Source organism: Arthrobacter sp. Dra40 (genome assembly GCF_059091905.1).
Genome location: NZ_JBNHHB010000007.1, coordinates 20909 through 36002, shown reverse-complemented (window position 1 = coordinate 36002; position 15094 = coordinate 20909). Strand labels below are relative to the sequence as shown.

General features: G+C 67.8%; 10 protein-coding genes, 1 tRNA gene and 1 pseudogene. 11 read left to right on the top strand and 1 reads right to left on the bottom strand.

The window, feature by feature from the left end:
* Positions 1-40 precede the first annotated feature (40 nt).
* Positions 41-113 (bottom strand) — tRNA-Arg (locus AC5RWT_RS05500).
* Between the two features lie 207 nt (positions 114-320).
* Between AC5RWT_RS05500 and argS the strand changes: the two genes are divergently transcribed.
* The 11 genes and pseudogenes from argS to AC5RWT_RS05445 all read left to right on the top strand — a co-directional run bounded on the left by argS (position 321) and on the right by AC5RWT_RS05445 (position 15067).
* Entirely contained in the window at positions 321-1964 is a 1644-nt protein-coding gene (gene argS, locus AC5RWT_RS05495) for an arginine--tRNA ligase (RefSeq protein WP_494045661.1), read from the top strand.
* Positions 1964-3454, top strand: coding sequence for a diaminopimelate decarboxylase family protein (locus tag AC5RWT_RS05490; protein WP_494079475.1), 1491 nt, complete (start codon positions 1964-1966; stop codon positions 3452-3454). Before argS ends, AC5RWT_RS05490 begins: the two co-directional genes overlap by 1 nt.
* 56 nt (positions 3455-3510) lie before the next feature.
* Positions 3511-4836 (top strand): homoserine dehydrogenase, encoded by a 1326-nt coding sequence (locus tag AC5RWT_RS05485; RefSeq protein ID WP_494079534.1) that lies wholly within the window; start codon positions 3511-3513, stop codon positions 4834-4836.
* Entirely contained in the window at positions 4837-5937 is a 1101-nt protein-coding gene (gene thrC, locus AC5RWT_RS05480) for a threonine synthase (protein ID WP_494045664.1), read from the top strand.
* Positions 5930-6916 (top strand): homoserine kinase, encoded by a 987-nt coding sequence (thrB, locus tag AC5RWT_RS05475; protein ID WP_494045665.1) that lies wholly within the window; start codon positions 5930-5932, stop codon positions 6914-6916. The genes thrC and thrB overlap by 8 nt, the downstream gene beginning before the upstream one ends.
* Before the next feature lie 321 nt (positions 6917-7237).
* On the top strand, positions 7238-9355 hold the full coding sequence (gene rho, locus AC5RWT_RS05470) for a transcription termination factor Rho (protein WP_494079474.1): 2118 nt from the start codon (positions 7238-7240) through the stop codon (positions 9353-9355).
* A 206-nt stretch (positions 9356-9561) separates the two neighbouring features.
* Positions 9562-10641 carry a peptide chain release factor 1 gene (prfA, locus tag AC5RWT_RS05465; RefSeq protein WP_494045667.1) on the top strand — a complete coding sequence of 360 codons (1080 nt, stop codon included), beginning with the start codon at positions 9562-9564 and terminating at the stop codon, positions 10639-10641.
* A gap of 6 nt (positions 10642-10647) precedes the next feature.
* The gene (gene prmC / locus AC5RWT_RS05460; RefSeq protein ID WP_494079473.1) at positions 10648-11493 is read left to right on the top strand and encodes a peptide chain release factor N(5)-glutamine methyltransferase; all 846 of its coding nucleotides are present in this window, start codon (positions 10648-10650) and stop codon (positions 11491-11493) included.
* Between the two features lie 18 nt (positions 11494-11511).
* A pseudogene (locus AC5RWT_RS05455) lies at positions 11512-12171 on the top strand (L-threonylcarbamoyladenylate synthase); the annotation flags it as partial.
* 11 nt (positions 12172-12182) lie between these two features.
* Complete coding sequence (locus AC5RWT_RS05450) at positions 12183-14057, top strand: polysaccharide biosynthesis protein (protein WP_494045669.1); 1875 nt, start codon at positions 12183-12185, stop codon at positions 14055-14057.
* Positions 14054-15067: an MraY family glycosyltransferase gene (locus AC5RWT_RS05445; RefSeq protein ID WP_494079472.1), complete on the top strand. Its 1014-nt coding sequence runs from the start codon at positions 14054-14056 to the stop codon at positions 15065-15067. The genes AC5RWT_RS05450 and AC5RWT_RS05445 overlap by 4 nt, the downstream gene beginning before the upstream one ends.
* Positions 15068-15094 lie beyond the last annotated feature (27 nt).

The window sequence follows — 15094 nt, the reverse complement described above, 5'->3', positions numbered from 1 at the left end:
CGGCCGATTGGCCGGGGATTCCCTTGTCCTGCATCATCAGTGCCCTCGATAGGATTCGAACCTACGGCCTTCTGCTCCGGAGGCAGACGCTCTATCCCCTGAGCTACGAGGGCGCGGCACCGGCTGTTCGCCTGATGCCCTGCGGGACCTATTGAGCTTATCAGCATCCGAGCCGCCAGAAGAAATGCGCAACGCTGCACGCCGAAAGGAACTGTTGTGGGGGAGCGGCCGGCCCCCGCCCCCGCAAGCCCGGTGCGAGCCCGGTCACAGCCGGAGGGCGGAAAGCGGGGCGGTACAAGCGATTGCCCTATGCTTGTTGGGTGACTCCTGAAGAACTTTCCGCTGCCATTGCCGCCTGCCTGCAGGCCGCCGTCGACGCCGGCGATTTCGCCGTCGAAATGCCGGACGAGGTCCGGGTGGAGCGTCCGAAGAACCGGGAGCATGGAGACTGGGCCACCAACATTGCCATGCAGTTGGGCAAGAAGGCCGGCATGAACCCGCGCCAGTTTGCGGAGATTCTCAGTGCCCGTCTGGAGAAGATCGACGGCGTCGCCCGGGTTGAGATTGCCGGGCCCGGCTTCCTCAACATCACCGTGGATGCCGCCGCGGCCGGCGTGCTGGCCAAGAGCATCGTCGAAGCGGGAACAAGCTACGGCACCAGCGACGACCTGGCCGGGCAGCGCATCAACCTGGAGTTTGTCTCCGCCAACCCCACCGGACCGATCCACCTGGGCGGCACCCGCTGGGCCGCGCTCGGCGATTCGCTGGCGCGCATCTTGGTTGCCCAGGGCGCCGACGTGGCCCGCGAGTATTACTTCAACGACCATGGCTCGCAGATCGACCGCTTTGCCCGCTCCCTGCTGGCGAAGGCCAAGGGCGAGCCAGCGCCGGAGGACGGCTACGGCGGCGACTACATCGCCGACATCGCCAACGCGGTGCTGGCACAGAACCCGGACGCGCTCTCCGCCGCGGACCCGCAGGAAGAATTCCGCAGTCGCGGCGTGGAGCTGATGTTCACCGCCATCAAGAAATCGCTGCATGAATTCGGCGTGGATTTCGACGTGTACTTCCACGAGAATTCGCTGTTCGAGGACGGCGCCGTCGAGAAGTTGCTGGAAGAGCTGAAAGGCTCCGGCAGCCTCTACTTCAACGACGGCGCATGGTGGCTGAAGTCCACCGACTTCGGCGACGACAAGGACCGCGTGGTCATCAAGTCCGACGGCAACGCGGCCTACATCGCCGGCGACATCGCCTACTTCAAGAACAAGCGCGACCGCGGGTTCGACCTGTGCATCTACATGCTCGGCGCCGACCACCACGGCTACGTCGCTCGGTTGAAGGCCGCCGCGGCCGCGATGGGCGACAGCGCCGACCGGGTGGAAGTGCTGATCGGCCAGATGGTCAACCTGGTCAAGGACGGCAAGCCGATGCGGATGTCCAAGCGCGCCGGCACCGTGGTGACCATGGAGGACCTCGTCGACGCCGTGGGCGTGGATGCGGCCAGGTACGCACTGACCCGCTCGCACGCCGATTCGAACATTGACATTGACCTGGACCTGCTGGTCAAGCACAGCAACGACAACCCGGTCTACTACGTGCAGTACGCCCACGCGCGCACCTGCGCCGTCGCCCGCAACGCTGCCGCCTCCGGAGTGGAACGCAGCGCGTTCGACGCATCGCTGCTGGACCACGCCACCGAGAATGAACTGCTGGCCGTGCTGGGCGCCTACCCGTCGGTGGTCGCCATGGCCGCGAAGTTCCGGGAACCGCACCGCGTCGCGCGCCACCTGGAAGTCATCGCCGGCGCCTACCACCGCTGGTACGACGCCTGCCGGGTCACCCCGATTGGCGACGGCGAAGTCACCGACACGCACCGGACCCGGCTGTGGTTGAACACCGCCGTGACCCAGGTGCTGGCCAACGGCCTGGACCTGCTGGGCGTCAGCGCCCCGGAGAGGATGTAATGCCCGCAGCACACGTATCCGGCGCGGCGTCCGAGTTGGCCCCGGACTGGCTGACCTGCCCGCAGGATGTCAACGCGCTGGACGCCAAGCTGTGGGCCCAGGACGTGGCCCGCGGCGCAGCCGGAGAGCTGGAAGTCTCCGGCATCGGCGTCCGCGAGCTCAAGGAGCAGTTCGGCACGCCGCTGTTTGTGGTGTCCGAGGACGACTTCCGTGCCCGTGCCCGCGCCTTCAAGCAGGCCTTCGACGATGCCTTCAGCTCGCTCTGCGGCGGCGTGGATGTCTACTACGCCGGCAAGGCGTTCCTCAGCGTGGAGATTGCCCGCTGGGTGGCACAGGAAGGGCTGCGGCTGGATACCTGCAGCGGCGGGGAGCTTGCCGTGGCCGCCCGCGCAGGGATTCCGGGGGAGAACCTGGGCCTGCACGGCAACAACAAGTCGGACGCCGAGATCCACCGCGCCCTGGACATGGGGCTGGGCCGCATCGTGGTGGACAGCCTGGATGAACTGGCACGGGTCGGGGCCATCGCCGCCGCCCGCGGCGAGATGGCCAACGTGATGCTGCGGCTGACCCCCGGCGTGCACGCGCACACGCACGAGTTCATCGCCACGGCGCATGAAGACCAGAAGTTTGGCCTCTCGATGGCCGCCGCCGACGCCGGCCGGGAGCAGGAGAACACGGAGCACGACGGCGGGGCGCCGGTTCAGTCCGCCGGCTCGCCTGCCGCGCAGGCCGTGGCGGCGGCGCTGGCGCACGAGTCGATCAACCTGCTGGGCCTGCACTGCCATATCGGCTCGCAGATTTTCGAGCCCGAAGGCTTTGCGCTGGCCGCGGAGCGGCTGCTGACCTTCGTGGCGCAGGTCCGGGATGAGCACGGCGTTGACCTGCATGAACTCGATCTGGGTGGCGGCTACGGCATCGCCTACACCGAAGCGGACACCCCGCGGCCGCCGGCCGAACTCGCTCAGGCGATGGCCGCCGTCGTGCGCGCCGCCACCGAGCGGCTGGGCATCCCGGTGCCGCGGATCTCGATTGAGCCGGGCCGCGCGATCGCCGGGCCGAGCACCTTCACCCTCTACTCGGCCGGTACCCGGAAGACCGTGCAGGTTGACGTGGATGGCGGCGGCAGCCGTCCGCGGCGCTACGTGTCCGTGGACGGCGGCATGAGCGACAACGCCCGCCCGGTGCTCTACGACGCCGATTATTCGGCCGTGTTGGCTTCCCGTGTGACGGAAGCGGCGCCGATTATTTCCCGCGTGGTTGGTAAACACTGCGAGAGCGGTGACATTGTAGTCAGGAACGTTTACCTGCCCGAGGACATCGAGGCGGGGGACCTGCTGGCGGTGCCGGCGACCGGGGCCTATTGTTGGGCGCTCTCCAGCAACTACAACTATGTGGCCCGGCCGCCTGTGGTTGCCGTGCGCGGCGGCGAGGCGCGGTTGATCATCCGCGGCGAAACCGAAGACGACCTGCTGGCCCGCGACCTGGGCTGACCCCCGACGGGCGGCAGGCAAGGCGAGCGAGATAAAAGACTGAGAGTTTGAGCAGCATGAAAACGCTGAAAGTGGCACTGTTGGGATGCGGGAACGTCGGAGCCCAGGTGGCCCGGATCCTGATTGACGACGCCGAGGTGCTCGCCGCGCGTACCGGCGCGCGGCTGCAACTGACCGGGATCGCGGTGCGCGACGTTGCCGCCAAGCGGACCGTGGAACTGCCCGCCCGGCTGTTCACCACCGAGGCCGTGCCGCTGGTCAAGGACGCCGACATCGTCATTGAGCTGCTCGGCGGACTGGAACCGGCGCGGTCGCTGATCCGCAGCGCCATCGACAGCGGCGCCGCCGTCGTCACCGGCAACAAGGCCCTGCTGGCCGCCGACGGCCAGGACCTCTACGCCCGTGCCGACGAAGCCGGCGTCGAGCTTTCCTTTGAAGCGGCAGTTGCCGGCGCCATTCCGCTGCTCCGGCCCATCCGCGAGTCGCTGGCCGGCGACCGCATCACCAAGGTGATGGGCATCGTCAACGGCACCACCAACTACATCCTGGACCAGATGGATTCCACCGGGGCCCAGTTTGCCGACGCGCTGGCCGCCGCGCAGGAACTCGGCTACGCCGAAGCGGACCCCACGGCCGACATCGAAGGCCACGACGCCGCCGCCAAGGGCGCGATCCTCGCGGAACTGGCCTTCCACACCGCGTTCGACCTGGCCGACGTCCAGTGCCAGGGCATCAGCTCCATCTCCGCGGACGACATTGCCGCGGCCAAGGACGCCGGCTACGTGATCAAGCTGCTCTCCATCGCCGAGCGGCTGCGCGGCGTGGACGGCCGCGAAGGCGTGGCCGTGCGCGTCCACCCGACCCTGCTGCCGCTCAAGCACCCGCTGGCAGCCGTGCATGGGGCATTCAACGCAGTCTTCGTGGAGGCCGAAAACGCCGGCGAAATGATGTTCTACGGCCAGGGCGCCGGCGGAGCGCCGACCGCCTCGGCCGTGGTGGGCGACGTGGTCAGCGCCGCCCGGCGCATGGTCGGCGGCGGCCCGGGACGGACCGAAACCCCCACGGTGGCCTTGCCCGCCGTCGGACTGGATTCGGTCAAGACCAGCTACTACATCGGCCTGGACGTGGCCGACCAGCCGGGCGTGCTCTCGCAGATCGCCGGCGTCTTCGCCGAGCACGGCGTCTCCATCGAGACCATGCGCCAAACCATCCACGCCGAAGACCCCCTGGCCTCTGCCAACGACGGTGGCCAAGTGACCGCCGAGCTGCGCTTCGTCACGCACCGGGCGTCCGAGGCTTCGCTGGCCGCGACGGTCGAAGCCGTGCGCGCACTCGATATTGTCAACGCTGTTACCTCTGTCCTGCGAGTAGAAGGAATCTAAGTGGCCCACCAATGGCGCGGCGTCATCCGTGAATACGCGGACCGGCTGCCGGTAACGGAGCAGACCGAGATCATCACCCTCGGCGAAGGCGGCACCCCGCTGGTGCGGGCCAAAGCCCTCTCCGAACTGACCGGCTCCGAGGTCTACCTGAAGGTGGAGGGGATGAACCCCACCGGCTCCTTCAAGGACCGCGGCATGACCATGGCCATGACAGCGGCGGTGGAGGCAGGTGCCAAGGCCGTGGTCTGCGCGTCCACCGGCAACACGTCCGCCTCGGCGGCCGCCTACGCCACCCAGGCCGGGCTGAAGTGCGCGGTGCTGGTCCCCGCTGGCAAGATCGCCATGGGCAAGATGAGCCAGGCGATCGCGCACGGCGCCGAAATCATCCAGATCAACGGCAACTTCGACAACTGCCTGGAAGTGGCCCGCAAACTCTCCGAGGCCTACCCGGTGTTCCTGGTGAACTCGGTGAATCCGGCGCGCATCCAGGGCCAGAAGACGGCGGCCTTCGAGACGGTTGACTACCTGGGCGACGCCCCGGACATCCACGTGATGCCGGTGGGCAACGCGGGCAACATCACCGCCTACTGGAAGGGCTACCAGGAGTACGCCGCGCCGTACGAATCGGCCACTGCCGGCATGCTGGGCCCGGTCGCCACCAAGACCCCGACGCTCTGGGGCTTCCAGGCCGCCGGTGCCGCCCCGCTGGTGCTGGGCCACCCGGTGACCGAGCCGGAGACCATCGCCACCGCGATCCGGATCGGTAACCCGGCCTCCTGGGACACCGCCATCGCCGCCCGCGACGAGTCCGGCGGACTGATCGATTCCGTGACCGACGACGAAATCCTGGCCGCGCACCGCTGGCTGTCCTCGAAGGAGGGCGTCTTCGTGGAGCCGGGTTCTGCTGCCGGCGTGGCCGGCGTGATCAAGAAGCACGCCGCCGGCGACGTGCCGTCGGGCAAGACCATTGTCATCACGGTCACCGGCCACGGCCTGAAGGACCCGCAGTGGGCACTGCGAACCGAGGATGGCAGCGAAGCGTCGCCGATCAAGGTGGACTTCGACGTGGTCAGCGTGGCCTCCGCCCTGGGTCTTGAGTAGCAGCACCTTGGCGGGGGAGGACGCCGCGGTGGCCGGCCGCGTCGCGCCCGGCCAGCGCATCACGGTGCGGGTGCCGGCCACCAGCGCCAACCTGGGTCCGGGCTTCGACAGCCTGGGCCTGGCCCTCGCGTTCCACGACACCGTCACGGTGGAGTCGACCGACGACGGCGTCTTCCAGGCGTCCGTCACGGGCGAGGGCGCGGCCAACCTGCCCACGGACGAATCGCACCTGATCATCCGCACCCTGCGCAGTACGCTGCGCGAGGCAGGGTACGACGCCGGTGGGTTGCGTTTGGAAGCCGAGAACCTGATCCCGCATGGGCGGGGGATGGGTTCCTCCGCCGCCGCCGTGGTGTCCGCCGTGCTGTTGGCCGATGCCCTGCTTCCGGAGCGGGCACGCCTGGGTGCCGGGAAGATTCTGCAGATCTGTTCGGCCCTGGAAGGCCATCCCGATAACGTGGCGCCGGCTCTGAGCGGCCAGTTGGCCATCTCTTGGGAGGAAGTCGGGGTGTACTACAGCACCTGCGTCCCGATCTGCCAGGACATCGTGCCGGTGGTGGCGATACCCTCCTACGAACTCTCCACCGAAACGGCACGGAATCTGCTGCCTGCCTCGGTGCCGCACCACGTTGCCGCCGCCAACTCCGGCCGCGCCGCGCTGTTGGTCCACGCACTCACCCGCGACCCCTCCCTGCTGCGGGCCGGAACCGAAGAGTGGCTGCACCAACGGCACCGGGCGCCGGCCATGAAGCCCAGCGCCGCCCTCATCGAGGCGCTGCGCAGCGAGGGCTATGCCGCCGTCGTCTCCGGCGCCGGACCCACCGTCATGACGCTTGCCGCGAATGAGGCCGAAGCGGTGCAGGTCCAGAAGGCCATCGCCACCCATCTGGAGCAGCACGACATGCCGGGAAGCTGGCGTGTTCTGAAACTGGCAGTGGACACAGATGGTGCTAAAGTGGAAGTGCACCCCCGGGATTAACCGGCGAGGAATCCTGCCCGGATGCTCCGGATCACTCAAGCCGAGCAGCCGTTGAGGTAGAATCCACGTTCCAGGTGCAGCCTTTTAGGAGCCTTCCGCGGCACTCAACGGCGTTGCTGTCGGCCATCGGCCGGACAGGACCTCCCTCGTTCCAGCCGGATGGCTTGTTTCAAAGGCTTTCATATCTGTTCACCCGGACTTTCCTCGGCATGACGCCGGAGGCAACAACGGGCCCCGGCCGCGCTTCTCATGCTTGGTCGGGTGGCAAACAACGCGGTGCGCTTCATATGCACACCGCCCGACGAGGGGGAAGGATCCTTCGTGACCGAAACCACTGACCTGACTGCAGGTGTGGAAACAATAGACTCTCCTGCACCGAAGAGTGCAGGCCTTGCCGGTCTGAAGCTGGCCCAGCTGCAGGTGCTGGCCGGACAGCTCGGCATCACCGGCGGCTCCCGGATGCGCAAGGGCGACCTTGTCACTGCGATTTCCGACCACCAGCGCGGATCTTCGGTTGCAGACCGTGCAGCCAAGAAGGCCGACCAGCCGGCGCGCACCGAAGCTCCTGCTCCGGTGAAGGAAGAGACCGCCGGCACGGCCGGTGAGGGCGCCGGCAGCACGCCCGGCGGTGACCTCACCAAGGCCGCCGAGCGGGTCAGCCGTACCCGCAACCGTAACCGCCGCGCCAGCAGCGACGGCACGGTGGCATCTGCCGACGGCGAGGCCACGGCCTCGAACACCGCCACCGCGGCGCCGGCCGAGGCCCCTGCCCAGGCCCCGGCCGCGGAGACCGTCCAGGCCGACGGCGAAGTCCGCCAGGAGCGCCGCGGCCGCGGACGCAACCGCCGTTCGGACTCCGGCCAGCAGGACGCAGCCGAGACCAAGGCCGACACCCAGCAGGACACCGCCGAAGCCGGCAAGCAGGACGAAAAGAAGGACGGCCAGGACGGCGCCCAGCAGCAGCAGTCCGGCCGCGGCGAAGGCCAGTCAGACCGCCGCAACCGCGATCGCAACCGCAACCGCAACGAGGCCGACCGCGACAGCCGGGACACCCGCGACAGCCGGGACACCCGCGACACCCGTCAGGACACCCGCGACAACCGGCAGGACAGCCGGGACAACCGTCAGGACGACGGCGAGGACGGCGGCCGCGGACGCAACCGCAACCGCCGCAACCGCCGCGACAACGACACCAACACCCGTTACCGCGACCGGAACGAGCGCCGCCGCGGCCGCGACCGCGGCCCGGATGTGGACGACACCGAGGTCTCGGACGACGATGTGCTGCTGCCCGTCGCCGGCATCCTGGACGTGCTGGAGAACTACGCCTTCGTGCGTACCTCCGGCTACCTGCCCGGACCGAACGACGTCTACGTCTCGCTGGCCCAGGTCAAGAAGTACAACCTGCGCAAGGGCGACGCCGTCGTCGGCGCCATCCGCGCCCCCCGCGACGGCGATTCGGGCGGCCAGAGCAGCCGGCAGAAGTTCAACGCGCTGGTCAAGCTCACTAACGTCAACGGCAAGCCGGTGGAAGACAACAAGGACCGCGTTGACTTCACCAAGCTGGTACCGCTCTACCCGTCGGAGCGCCTGCGCCTGGAGACTGAGCCGAAGAAGATCGGCCCCCGCGTCATCGACCTGGTGGCCCCGATCGGCAAGGGCCAGCGCGGCCTGATCGTCTCCCCGCCGAAGGCCGGCAAGACGCTGATCCTGCAGTCCATCGCCAATGCGATCACCACCAACAACCCTGAGGTCCACCTCATGATGGTGCTGGTCGACGAGCGGCCTGAAGAGGTCACCGACATGCAGCGCACGGTCAAGGGCGAGGTCATTGCCTCCACCTTCGACCGTCCCGCCGATGACCACACCACCGTGGCCGAACTGGCCATCGAGCGCGCCAAGCGCCTGGTGGAAATGGGCATGGACGTGGTGGTCCTGCTGGACTCGATGACCCGCCTGGGCCGCGCCTACAACCTGGCCGCCCCGGCTTCCGGCCGCATCCTCTCCGGCGGTGTGGATTCGTCCGCACTGTACCCGCCGAAGCGCTTCTTCGGTGCCGCCCGCAACATCGAAAACGGCGGCTCCCTGACCATCCTCGCCACGGCTTTGGTGGAGACCGGGTCCAAGATGGACGAGGTCATCTTCGAGGAATTCAAGGGCACCGGCAACATGGAACTGCGCCTGTCCCGCTCGCTGGCCGACAAGCGCATCTTCCCGGCCGTCGACGTCAACGCCTCCGGCACCCGCCGCGAGGAGAACCTGCTCTCGCCCGAAGAGGTCAAGATCATGTGGCGCCTGCGCCGCGTCCTCTCCGGACTGGACACCCAGCAGGCGCTAGAACTGCTCACCGGCAAGATCCGGGAAACGCAGTCCAACGTGGAATTCCTGATGCAGGTCCAGAAGACGACGCTCGGCTCGAAGGCCGAGAACGACAAGTAGCTGCCTAATAGCCGCTGATTTTTTGCCGGCCCCGCCCCTACGCCGGGCGGCCCAGGATCTGCGATCCTGAGCCGCCCGGCTCCGGTAGGCCCGATGCCACTCCCGGGCCGGCAAAAAAATCAGCGGCTGTTGCTGTTAATTCGGCTTTGCCTGCCCGTCCTTGTCGTTGCTATTTAGACTTGTTGTGAGTCGAAAGAGGTTTGAAGATGTTTGAGTCCGTTCAGGGGTTGCTCGATGAGCATGCCCAGCTGCAGAAGGAATTGAGCGACCCTGCTGTCTATGCCGACCAGGCGCGGGCGCGGAAGCTGGGGCGGCGTTCGGCGGAGCTGAACGGCATTGTGGAGGCGCACAAGCGCTGGTCGCACCTGTCGGACGATCTCGAAGCGGCACGCGAACTTGCCGACGAGGATCCGGAACTGGCGGCCGAGGTGCCGGGCCTGGAGGCCGAAGTCGAGACCGCCCAGGAACGGCTCCGCCGGCTGCTGATCCCGCGGGATCCGGACGACGCCCGCAACGTGATCATCGAGGTCAAGGGCGGCGAAGGCGGCGACGAGGCGGCACTGTTCGCGGGCGACCTGCTGCGGATGTACATGCGCTACGCGGAATCGCGCGGCTGGAAGACCGAAATCATCTCCGCGACGGAGTCCGACCTGGGCGGCTACAAGGACGTCCAGATGGCCATCAAGGGCAACTCCAACGACCCCGCCGAAGGCGTGTGGGCCAGGCTGAAGTTCGAGGGCGGCGTGCACCGCGTGCAGCGTGTCCCGGTGACCGAATCGCAGGGCCGCATCCATACCTCCGCTGCCGGCGTGCTGGTGCTGCCCGAAGTCGACGAGCCGGAAGAACTGGACATTCACCAGAACGACCTGAAGATCGATGTCTATCGTTCCTCGGGCCCCGGCGGCCAGTCCGTGAATACCACCGACTCGGCGGTGCGCATCACCCACCTGCCCACCGGCATCGTGGTGGCGATGCAGAACGAGAAGTCGCAGCTGCAGAACCGTGAGGCCGGCATGCGCGTGCTCCGTGCGCGGCTGCTGGCCCACCAGCAGGAGCAGATCGACGCCGCGAACTCCGAGACCCGCAAGTCCCAGATCCGCACCATGGACCGGTCCGAACGCATCCGTACCTACAACTTCCCGGAGAACCGGATCGCCGACCACCGCACCGGCTACAAGGCCTACAACCTGGACGCGGTGATGAACGGCGAACTGGAACCGGTGATCCAGTCGGCCATCCAGGCGGACGAGGAACACCGGCTGGCCGCCCTGGGCGAGGAAAACTAGCCAGCGGTGCCCGGCACGAATCTTGCCGACGCCCTCTCCGCCGCCGCCGCGCGGCTGGCAGAGGCCGGCGTCCCTTCGCCGCGGGTGGACGCCGAATTGCTCGCCGCCCACCTGCTGGGCGTCTCGCTGGGCCGCGTCCGTGCGCTGGCGCTGATGGACGCGGAGTCTCCGGACGGACTTGAGGACCTGGTGGCCGAACGCGCCACCCGCGTTCCGCTGCAGCACATTACCGGCCGGGCCTTCTTCCGGCACCTTGAACTGCAGGTGGGGCCGGGCGTCTTCGTGCCGCGGCCGGAGACCGAAACCGTCGCCCAGCACGCCATCGACCAGGCGCTGGCGCTGCCCGCGGCCAAAGTCGTGGACCTGGGCACCGGCTCCGGCGCCATCGCCGCCGCCGTCGCCAGCGAAGTGCCCTCGGCCACCGTGTACGCGGTGGAACTCAGCGACCTCGCGCATGCCTGGGCCCAGCGGAACCTGGCTCCGCTGGGCGTCACCCTGCTCAGGGAGGACCTGCGCACCGCGCTGTCCGCGCACGACGGAACCTTCGACGTCGTCGTGTCCAATCCGCCCTACATTCCCGCCGAAGCGGTCCCGCGCGAGCCCGAGGTCGCCGACCACGATCCGCAGATGGCGCTCTACGGCGGGGGAGCGGACGGGATGGAGCTGCCGGCCGCCACCGCGGCAACCGCTGCGCGACTGTTGAAGCCCGGCGGCTACTTCATCATGGAGCATGCCGAGGTCCAGGCCGCAGCGGTGCTGTCCCTCCTGCAGGCTGCCGGATGCTGGCAGCAGGTGGCTACCGAGTACGATCTAACCGGGCGCGAGCGGGCCACGTCCGCTCGACGGTTATGAGAATGGAACAATGAAACTGTGAGCACCACGTTCAACTGCACCGACGCCGCTGACCGCAGCGAGGGACTGGCTGCCGCACAAGCCGCCCTCGCAGACCGGCAGTGTGTTGTCATGCCCACCGATACGGTCTACGGCATCGCCGCCGACGCGTTCTCGCCCCAGGCGGTGGCCACGCTGCTGGCCGCCAAGGGCCGCGGGCGGAAAATGCCGCCGCCGGTGCTGGTGCCGCGGCCGCAGACCATGGACGGCCTCGCCACCGACGTGAGCGACGAAGCCCGCGCCCTCGCCGATGCGTTCTGGCCGGGCGGCCTGACGCTGATTTTCCGTGCCCAGCCGTCGCTGACCTGGGACCTGGGCGAAACCAAGGGCACCGTCGCCCTGCGCATGCCCGACGACGAGCTCGCGCTGGAACTGCTGGCAGCCACCGGACCCTTGGCCGTGTCCTCCGCCAACCGCACCGGCCAACCCTCGGCGCAGACGGCCGCGCAGGCCATGGAGCAGTTGGCTGAGTCGGTGGACGTCTATTTGGAAGATGGCTTTCGTCCTGCCGAAGGCGCGACGGCGGTGCCTTCCACCATCGTGGACTGCACCTCCAGCCCGCTGCGGGTGGTGCGCGAAGGCACCATCAGCCTGGAAGCCTTGCGCACGGTCGTCCCGGATGTCCTGGGCCTCGGGGAGACGGTAGAAGCATGAGCCGCGATTCCGCTCTTCCGGCCGGCAAAACGGCCAGCAGCGACCGCGCCCTGTGGCTGTGGTCGCAGATCCTGCTGGACTCCCTTGCCTGGGTCGTGGCAATTCTGCTGGCCGTTTTCCTGCGCTACGAGATGACGCTGAGTCCTGCCAAGATTCCCGGCATCATCCTGCTCTGCGCGCTGGCAATAGCGGCCCAGGTGGCCGTCGGGTCCGCCTTCGCACTGTACAAGGGGCGCTACAGTTTCGGCAGTTTCCACGAGGCCAAGCTGCTGGTCATGGTGACCATCTCGGTGTCCGTGATCCTGACCCTCGGACTGCTGACGTTCGGCATCTCGCTCGGCATCGCGCGCGGCATCGGCCTGATCGCGTTCCCCTTCGCCTGTCTGTTCATGGCGGCGGTGCGCTACCTGAAGCGGATGTATGTGGAAAGCAAAGCCAAGCCGGGCGAACAGGCCGAACGGACGCTGATTTTCGGCGCCGGGTTTGTGGGCAACAACATCGTGACCCGGATGAGCAACGACCCCGCCTCTCCGTGGCTGCCGGTGGGGCTGATCGACGACGATCCGGCCAAGAAGCACCTGCGCATCGCGTCAGTTCCGGTCCTGGGCCGGATGGAAGACCTGCCGGAGATCGTGCAGCGCACCCAGGCAACCGTCCTGCTCGTGGCGATCGCGGACATCGACTCCGTGCAGATGCGCAAGATCTCCGACACCATCGCCGGCCTGAACGTGCGGGTCTTGGTGGTGCCGCCGCTGAAGGACATGCTGACCGGACGGCAGGACTTTTCCTTCCGCGAGGTGGCGATTGAAGACCTGATCGGGCGCCAGCCGGTGGATATCCACGTGGAGGAAATCGCCCATTACGTGACCGGCAGGCGGGTGCTGGTCACCGGCGCCGGCGGGTCCATTGGTTCCGAGCTCTGCCGGCAGATCCACGCCTTCCAGCCGTCCGAACTGATCATGCTGGACCGTGACGAGACCGGTTTGCAGGGCACCCAGATTTCCATCACCGGACAGGGTCTGCTCACGGGCAAGGACACCGTGCTGGCCGACATCCGCGACGCCGGTGCACTCGAAGCCATCTTCCTGGACCGCAAGCCGGAAGTGGTGTTCCACGCCGCGGCGCTGAAGCACGTCTCGCTGCTGGAGCAGTATCCGGAGGAAGCCTGGAAGACCAATGTGCTCGGCTCGCTGAACGTGCTGCGTGCTGCACGCGCTGCCCGGGTCGAGACCTTCGTCAATGTTTCCACCGACAAGGCCGCCAACCCCACCACCGTGCTGGGCCACTCCAAGCGGGTAGCTGAGAAGCTGACAGCCTGGGTCGCGCAGCAAACCGGACTGAAGTACGTCTCCGTCCGGTTCGGCAACGTGCTGGGCAGCCGCGGATCGGTACTGCCGCTGTTCAGCGAGCAGATCCGCAAGGGTGGTCCGGTCACCGTTACCGATGCCGAAGCCACCCGCTTCTTTATGACCATCCCGGAAGCTTGCCAGTTGGTGATCCAGGCCGGCGCCATCGGCACCGGCGGCGAAGTGTTGATTTTGGACATGGGCGAACCGGTGAAGATCCTGGATGTGGCCGAGCGGATGATCGCCATGTCAGGCCGGGACATCGAGATCGTCTTCACCGGCCTGCGCCCGGGGGAGAAGCTGCACGAAGACCTGATCGGGGAGGGCGAGACCGACTCGCGGCCGCTGCACCCCAAGATTTCGCACGCGTCCATCCAGGGACTTGATCCCGACCGGATGAGCCTGACCGACTGGAAGAGCCGGCAGCATCTGGTCTCTGCATCCACCGGTGCACTGGACACCGTCCCGCTGGCGGTTGCCCCGGACGACAACCTTGAGCCCGACGGGCAGGAGCGGGCCTCGTGACCACGGCCGTGGTGGCCGTTGTTGCGGCCCTTCTGCTGAGCCTGCTGCTGCCGTTCGCGCTGATTCCGCTGCTCAAACGGCACGGAGTGCTTGATGTGCCGAATGAACGTTCTTCGCACACGCGGGCGGTGGTCCGCGGCGTCGGCATCACCGTCGCCGTCGGCCTGCTGGCCGGGCTCCTGATTGCCGGCCTCGGCGGTGCTGCGGAAGCACCGCAGTTGCTGCTGGCCGTTGCCGTGGTGGCTGCGGCGGCCGCACTGCTGGGCTGGGTCGAGGACTTCCGCGGGCTGTCCATCCGTGGACGGGCCGCGCTGCAGCTAGGCATCGGCGCCGGCGGAACAGCGCTGGCCATCGAACTCACCGGCCAGACATGGTGGTGGCTGCCACTGGGCGCCCTGGCGCTGGCCGCCTACATCAACATCGCCAATTTCATGGACGGGGTCAACGGGATCTCCGGGCTGCATGGCACCGCGGAGGGACTGATGTTCGCCGCCATCGGGGCAGTCACCGGCCACAGCTGGCTGGTGGTCGGCGGTGCCGTGGTGGCTGCCGCGTTCGTGGCGTTCCTGCCGTGGAATCTCGGGCGGGGCAACGTCTTCCTGGGCGACGTCGGCAGCTACCTGCTGGGCGCCTCGCTGGCCATGCTCGGCCTGACGGCGTTTCTCGACGGTGTGCCAGCCGAGTACCTTTTGGGGCCGGTGGCCATCTACTTGGCGGACACGCTCGCCACGCTGCTGCGCCGGATCAGTGCGGGGGAGCGGTGGTACGCACCGCACCGCACGCACGTCTACCAGCGGCTGACGGACGTGGGCTTCAGTCACCTGCAGTCGGCGCTGCTGGTCACCGGCTGCTCACTGCTGACCGGTTTGTGCGGCTACTTGGCCGCCGAATCTGACCTGAAGGGAAAGGCCGCCGCCATCGCCGCCGGCGCCGCCATCGTCGTTTTCTATTTACGTTCGCCGGTGATCTTCAGCCGGCGCTCAACGAACGCTGCGGGCCCCGCAGCGTAACAGCAAGGCCGGAATCGTCGGCCAGTT